6 protein-coding genes are annotated in these 6,118 nt (G+C 64.9%); 1 reads left to right on the plus strand and 5 read right to left on the minus strand.

The features are described 5' to 3' along the window. Positions 1-13: 13 nt before the first annotated feature. The 5 genes from ACWEN6_RS33255 to ACWEN6_RS33275 all read right to left on the minus strand — a co-directional run bounded on the left by ACWEN6_RS33255 (position 14) and on the right by ACWEN6_RS33275 (position 4,708). Positions 14-931, minus strand: a complete 918-nt coding sequence (locus ACWEN6_RS33255; protein WP_452575813.1) for a hypothetical protein — start codon at positions 929-931, stop codon at positions 14-16. A 3-nt stretch (positions 932-934) separates the two neighbouring features. Further along, positions 935-1,741 (minus strand): MerR family transcriptional regulator, encoded by an 807-nt coding sequence (locus tag ACWEN6_RS33260; RefSeq protein ID WP_452575815.1) that lies wholly within the window; start codon positions 1,739-1,741, stop codon positions 935-937. Positions 1,742-2,188: 447 nt separating this feature from the next. Further along, the gene (locus ACWEN6_RS33265) at positions 2,189-3,082 is read right to left on the minus strand and encodes a site-specific integrase (RefSeq protein WP_452575817.1); all 894 of its coding nucleotides are present in this window, start codon (positions 3,080-3,082) and stop codon (positions 2,189-2,191) included. A 310-nt stretch (positions 3,083-3,392) separates the two neighbouring features. Then, positions 3,393-4,031 carry a hypothetical protein gene (locus ACWEN6_RS33270; RefSeq protein WP_452575819.1) on the minus strand — a complete coding sequence of 213 codons (639 nt, stop codon included), beginning with the start codon at positions 4,029-4,031 and terminating at the stop codon, positions 3,393-3,395. Between the two features lie 545 nt (positions 4,032-4,576). After that, the gene (locus ACWEN6_RS33275; RefSeq protein WP_452575821.1) at positions 4,577-4,708 is read right to left on the minus strand and encodes a hypothetical protein; all 132 of its coding nucleotides are present in this window, start codon (positions 4,706-4,708) and stop codon (positions 4,577-4,579) included. Positions 4,709-5,931: 1,223 nt separating this feature from the next. Between ACWEN6_RS33275 and ACWEN6_RS33280 the strand changes: the two genes are divergently transcribed. Beyond that, a partial coding sequence (locus ACWEN6_RS33280; protein ID WP_452575823.1) for a hypothetical protein occupies positions 5,932-6,118 on the plus strand: 187 nt, incomplete at its 3' end.

The following is a 6,118-nucleotide window of genomic DNA, read 5'->3' on the forward strand; positions in this document are numbered from 1 at the left end:
GCGTAGACCCCAGCTAGCAGAGCACGGTGGCCAACTCCTCGTATGTCGGGGCAAGCTGCCGCAGCGTCTCAGCAGCGGACGTCCTGAGCCCGGCTACGAGGTCGTACTGGAGGCTACCCACTAGCCGCGCCTGTCGGGTGGCCACGGCGGCGGCCTGGTCGTGGCCCAGGTTTGCGAAGGAGGTCGCGGCGTCCGTGAGCCGTCGAGCACCGACCCGGATCGCGAAGTGGACGAGGTGATCGTGCACCTTGGGATCCAGCCCGCCGGTAATCATGTCGGCGAGCCGGTTGACCCCGGCGGCGCCTCCCAGCGTGCCTGGCGGCACCGTGAGGTCATCGCGTCCGCGCAGCCAGGCGACCGCACCGGGCAAGGCCGTGTGTAGCGCCGCCTCGGCGGTGACCTCTCGGACCCGCTGGAATTCACTGCGCATGGTGTAGGGCGTGGTTCGGTAAGCGATGGTGTCGGCGCGCCACGCGGCGAGGAAATCCCCGGTTGGCAGGGTCGCGTAGGGGTGTCCATGTGGGTCGTGGAATCGGATGAGCTTGTCGTCGGCCTCCAGCACCGTGACGAAGTGGTCCGACTCGATCGGCCCACTCATCTCTGGCACGTGATACAGCAGGCCCATCTCCACGGGCCCCGCCAGGATCGGGCCGGCCTTGACCGCGTCGCGCAGCATCGCAAGGGCTTGCTCATCGTCGTCCGCATCCAGGCGTCGGCAGGTCCAACCCAGGAGCGAGATCGCGTCATCGAGGCCGCGATCAGGGTCCCAGCCGTACGGGTCGAACAGCGGCAGCCGCTCGGCCAGCAACTCGAAGCCGAACGGCGAACCGGTCAGCACCTCGATCACCGACGGCGAGGGCGCAGTGGAGCCGAGCACCATCGCCAGTGAGTTGGCGTAGCAGTAAGGTCCGGAACCAATGTAGGGATGCATCGCTCAACTTTCTTCACTAGGTACGACGGGATAGGTGACGTCGAGGACCGCGCCATCGCTGCCGGGCCAGACCTCGACCGGGCTGCCGACGCAGACCAGCCGATGCGCGTCGATCCAGCCTTCCAACACGCCGTAGACGTACAAGATCATGGGGAAGTCGGCCTCCGCCTTGGCGACCGGCAGTACGGCATCGGTGCCGGCTGGCGAAAGTCTGACCTGCAGATCATCGACGGGTTCCACCGAGCCGGTAAACGGCACCGCGACCTCCACTGGCCCGTCGCTGTCCCGGGTCACGAATCCGTGGAAGTGCACCAACGTCGGTCCGTCGTCGGACAATCCGACAGCCCGCAACCGGGCACGGATGTGCTCCTGCGCGTCGGCTATGAAGGCCTCCAACTCGTCGATGCGGACACGTCGTTCCCGGCACAGCAGTTTGCGTTGCGGCCGACTTCGGAGCGTCGGGGTAGCGGCAGTTGCACAGCTCGTGCAATCGAGGGCCTCAACCAACTCACGCCGCTGCTGGAGCTTGATCTCCTGAGCGACCAGCCAGGCGCGCAGCTCGGCTTGGCGGGCTTGCGAGTTGAGTGGAAGCAGCGCGGCTATGCGGGCCAGTGGCAGGTCCAGCATGCGCAACCATCCGATCAGCCGACCGAGTGGGATCTGGTCGCGGTGATAACGGCGATACCCGCTGCTGGTGTCGGTGCAGACCGGCACCAGCAGGCCCTGCGCCGCGTAGAGCCGCAGCGCCTTCGGCGACAGCCGGGTGGCAGCACCGAACTCGCCAGGCAGCATGAGATCCGCGTCGTTCACCCGCCTAGCCTGGACCATGCCCCTGGGGCGAGGTCAAAGCCGCGCAGCCGCCGGCCTCCATACAGCCGGACAGGGAAGCGTCGTGCCGTAGTGCATGCCAAGGGGGCCGATCACCAGCATGGTCATCTGGACTGACGTAACACCCGATACGATCCCCGCGCTGAAGCCCGCATGATCCACGTGCCAGATCCGTGCCAGAACGGACGGGTAGCCGAGGTAATTCACGGATGATCACGGCCACTCGACCCGGCGCGACATGCACCTCCGTTTTCCCAGGTCAAAGAAGCGAGATCAGTAGCCGGTTCCCAAGCTGACAGCGCGGGTTCGATTCCCGTCACCCGCTCCACAGCCAAAGGCCCAGGTCAGGGAGTGATTCCCAACCCGGGCCTTCATTGTTCTCACGACTGTTCGATCTTCACGGGCCATTCGCGGGCCATACGTCCGTGATCACCCCGCAGGGGCCATCGCCCCGGCCGTTCCGTCACCCTCGTCGGCCTTTCTCTCGTCGAGCTGCCGGCCGATCGCATCCGTGATCGCCTTGTCCGCCCCACGCACGGCATGCTGATAGATCATGGCCGCTCGGACGTTGTCATGGCCCATGCGCGCCATCAGATCCTTGAGACCCGCACCCGACTCCGCCGCGAGCATGTTGCCCGTGTGCCGAAGGTCGTGGAAATGCAGGCCGGGCAGACCCATCTCCTTGACCACATCCACCCACCGCGTACGGGTGTTGAAGCCGCTACGACGAATCGGGCCACCTTTGACGCCCGGGAACACGAGCGCATCGGGTTCGTCCTTGACGTAGACCCCGAGGTGCTCCCGCAGGGCGGCGACGATCGGCCCGGGGATGCCGACGACGCGACGGCCGGCCTTGGACTTCGGCGGCCCGAGCACCAGTCCGCCGGTCGACCGTTCGATGAAGGCCGCTCGCACCCGCACCGTGCCCGCGTCCAGGTCGACATCCATACGACGAAGCGCGCTCACCTCTCCCCATTGCAGACTCGCGAAGGTGGCGAGGAGCACCAGGGCGCGGAACCGTCGATCCTGCGTGCAGTCGGCCCGGCCGTCCATGCCCATCTTCCACAGCGCGCCATCGGCCGCGCCCCGTGTGGCGAAGGTCTCAGGGTGCGTGCGCATCTGCCCGTTCCGCTGGTATCGAAGCCGATATGAACCGGTGTTGAGCTTCCGCACGTTGCCGATGGGACGGCGGCCCACACGATCGGCGAGATCGAAGACCTGGTCAACCGTGAGCACCGGGCGCTCTCCGGCGTGTTCGTCGCCGGCCCCGCGGATCCGGCACGGGTTACGCGGGATGATGTGGTCTTCCTCGACGGCTGTCATGAGCACCGCGCGAAGCAGGCGGTACGCACGTTGGCATCCCCGTTAGGGACGGGGCGCCAGACGGCGGCGGGACACCAGGCCGGGCACCGCAAGCCAGCACCGCGGCGCGGACCGAACGCTCCTGCTCGGGTTGCCGCGCCGCCGCACAGATGCGGCCCTTACGATCGCCACGATGTGGCTGGCCAACGTGCATGGCTGGGGCGATCGACGATCCAGGGTTCGTTCCTCACCCTGGCTCACTGAGCAACGTGGCTGACCTCTGATTAGACAGGCGCAGGCATGCGGCGGAATGCGCGATGCCGGGCCATGTTCATGACCCTTGACTGAGAGAGTCCACCGGGCGCTCGGGGCATTCCAGGCAGACGAACAGGTAGAGCGATCCAGCGTCCTGGATCATGAGATCCGTGGGCTCCTGTATTCCCAGAGGGGCGTGCGGAGCGAGCAGAGAACGCTCTTCGATGGGAGCCCAACGCTTCCCAGTCTCGATGTCGAACTCCCGAGTAGCAATCGTCAGCAGATGCGCCATCTCGTGGCCTTCACTGCATTCGACTTGCTCAGGATCCTGGATCCAGCGCACCCAGCCTCCAACCTTGCTGCCTGGAGCACTCGAGAGGTGCGAGAAATAACTCCAGTCATCGGGATGCGGGAATTCATCTTCCCATGCCCAGATCCGCTCTCTGAGCTCAGCGGGCAGTCCCCAGCCAACCGGATATTCCTCCACCCGCTCCGGCGACAGCACGCAAGCCATAGGGAGATACGAGTCGTCGCTGTCAGGATCTGGCGCGGGGGCCTCGATGAGGAGACTGCCGACCGCTTCCGCCCTCCGCCAGCGCACAATCGTGTGCGGCTGGAAGTACGGCTCGTGATCGAGCGGGCACCACAGCACTTGGAGGGTGTCGGCGTCATCGGGGAAGGGCAGCTCGGGAACATCTCGAGCGAAGAGCTGCATAATGGGGACCAGCGGAAGCGGATCCCACCCTTCCGAAGGGTCATGAGTCTGCGGCACGGGGCAGACAGGCCAGGGCTCATCCGCAGGCCACAACAACGCCCCACCTACGGAGCTATCCATGATGGACGGCCTTCCTCGACGCGGATGTAGCCGAACTGTGGTCTTGCGTTGACCTGCCAGTTCAGGAAAGACAGCCGCTACATCGAACGGCTCCGAGGGCGTCGTCAACCCCATGCTCATCACTCCGATCACAACAGACAACGTTGTAACGGCACACCGTAGAGCAGAGGACTGACAGAACGGAGCCCTGGTCTAGGTTGAGATCGTCGTGCCATTAACCGGGGTAACGAGGGGTCAACCACGGTCACTCACGACCGGTCCCAGCCGCAGGTCAACGCCTCTACGAGCCAAGATCCCTGCAATTCCAAGCTGACAGCGCGGGTTCGATTCCCGTCACCTGCTCTCACCACGAAAAGCCAGGTCAGGGATGACTTCCCGACCTGGCTTTGATCGTTTCTGCGAAGGTTTCCGATCTTCCGTGCCCGTTACGTGCCCGATGCGTCGTGATCTTCGCTCGGGAACGCCTCTGCGACGAGCTTCCCCATGCTGTCCGCGATCACCCGGTCCCGCTCGCTCTCCGCATGCAGATAGATCAACGCGGCCAACCCCAGCGACACGCCGCCGCCTCAGCGCTTCACCTCCATTTGATACCCCTAAATGACGTCGGCCGCATGCTCACGCCTTGGGTAGCCACCAGAGATCGTCGAAGTCACCGAGCCTCTTACGGAGCACATGAGCGTCCTTCGCGGGCAGGACATGAACCACGGCGTCCAGGAGCGCGCGCAGCTCCACCGGATCGGGACAGCACAACATCTCTCCACAGGAGCGCGTCGGATCGAGAAGCCGATGCCAGGGATTCCGTAAGAGCAGCGACCAGGCGTGTAACGCCTCCTCCACCGCACCGGGCCAATAGCGCTCGTACTGCAGACGAGCGACTGCGATACGGCCTCGACACGACAGGCCTGGAATTGCGGGAATTTCCACGATGGTTGTCCGCGAACGCCATAGGACATCAGCGCGGACCTGAGCCGGACGTCTACGCGCCATAGCCCTTTCGTATGATCGACATAGCGCCATCCTGCCACAGGCTGCCCTTCAGACAAGATGCCCAGAGCGGTACCACCCTCACGATCGCCAGGCGGTGGCTGGTCTCTGTACAGGGTGGGGAGCGATCGACGGTCCGGGGTTTCGTTTCTCAACCCCAGCCCACCGAGCACCAGGGCGACGAAGGTGCAGAGGTCCCCATGCCCCGCGCGTTCCCGTTGCGTGCCCGTCAGGAGGGTGATCAAGGGGGACTCACGGGGATCACGGTAACTCACCCCGATCCCCCGCAGGTCAACGTCTTCCCAGCTCAGCGACCAAGCGCGATAGAGACTTCCCAAGCTGACAGCGCGGGTTCGATTCTCGTCACCCGCTCCACGCACTGAGGCCTAGGTCAGGGGAGTGATTCCCAACCCGGGCCTTCATTGTTCTCACGACTGTTCGATCTTCACGGGCCATTCGCGGGCTATAAGCCCGTGATCACCCCGCAGGGGCCATCGCCCCGGCCGTTCCGTCACCCTTGTCAGCCTTCCTCTCGTCGAGTTGCCGGCCAATCGCATCCGTGATCGCCTTGTCCGCCCCACGCACAACACACAGCCACCTTTGAGAACCGTTGCTGAATTGTGCTTATGAGGGTCAAGCGGCGCCGCGCCGCCGTATTCGGCCCTCTGCCGCCTGCCGGTCGGGCGTGCGGCGTGGGCGCCGGTCCCTGCCGGCGGCGTCCCGGGCCGTAGCTGCACCGCCGACCGCCGTACCCAAACAACTCACCGACCACCGGCACGCCACCCATAATTCGACCGTGAGACTGCGAATCGACCCGGACCGCAACATCCAAACCGGCACCTGCGACTGCTGTCAGACACCCTTCGAACGCATCACCGGCTTCATCAAAACGACGACGGCTCCTACGCGATCTACTACGCATCGTGCTACCACCACGACGGTATCCATGAAGCATGGATCGACGTCATCATCGACGACGCCTG

Source organism: Sphaerisporangium sp. NPDC004334 (assembly GCF_053602655.1).

What these genes read in the sequence shown, in the direction of transcription:
- ACWEN6_RS33255 (WP_452575813.1), bottom strand. Translation starts at nt 931, where the DNA reads ATGCATCCCTACATTGGTTCCGGACCTTACTGCTACGCCAACTCACTG.
- ACWEN6_RS33265 (WP_452575817.1), bottom strand. Translation starts at nt 3,082, where the DNA reads ATGACAGCCGTCGAGGAAGACCACATCATCCCGCGTAACCCGTGCCGG.
- ACWEN6_RS33270 (WP_452575819.1), bottom strand. Translation starts at nt 4,031, where the DNA reads ATGCAGCTCTTCGCTCGAGATGTTCCCGAGCTGCCCTTCCCCGATGAC.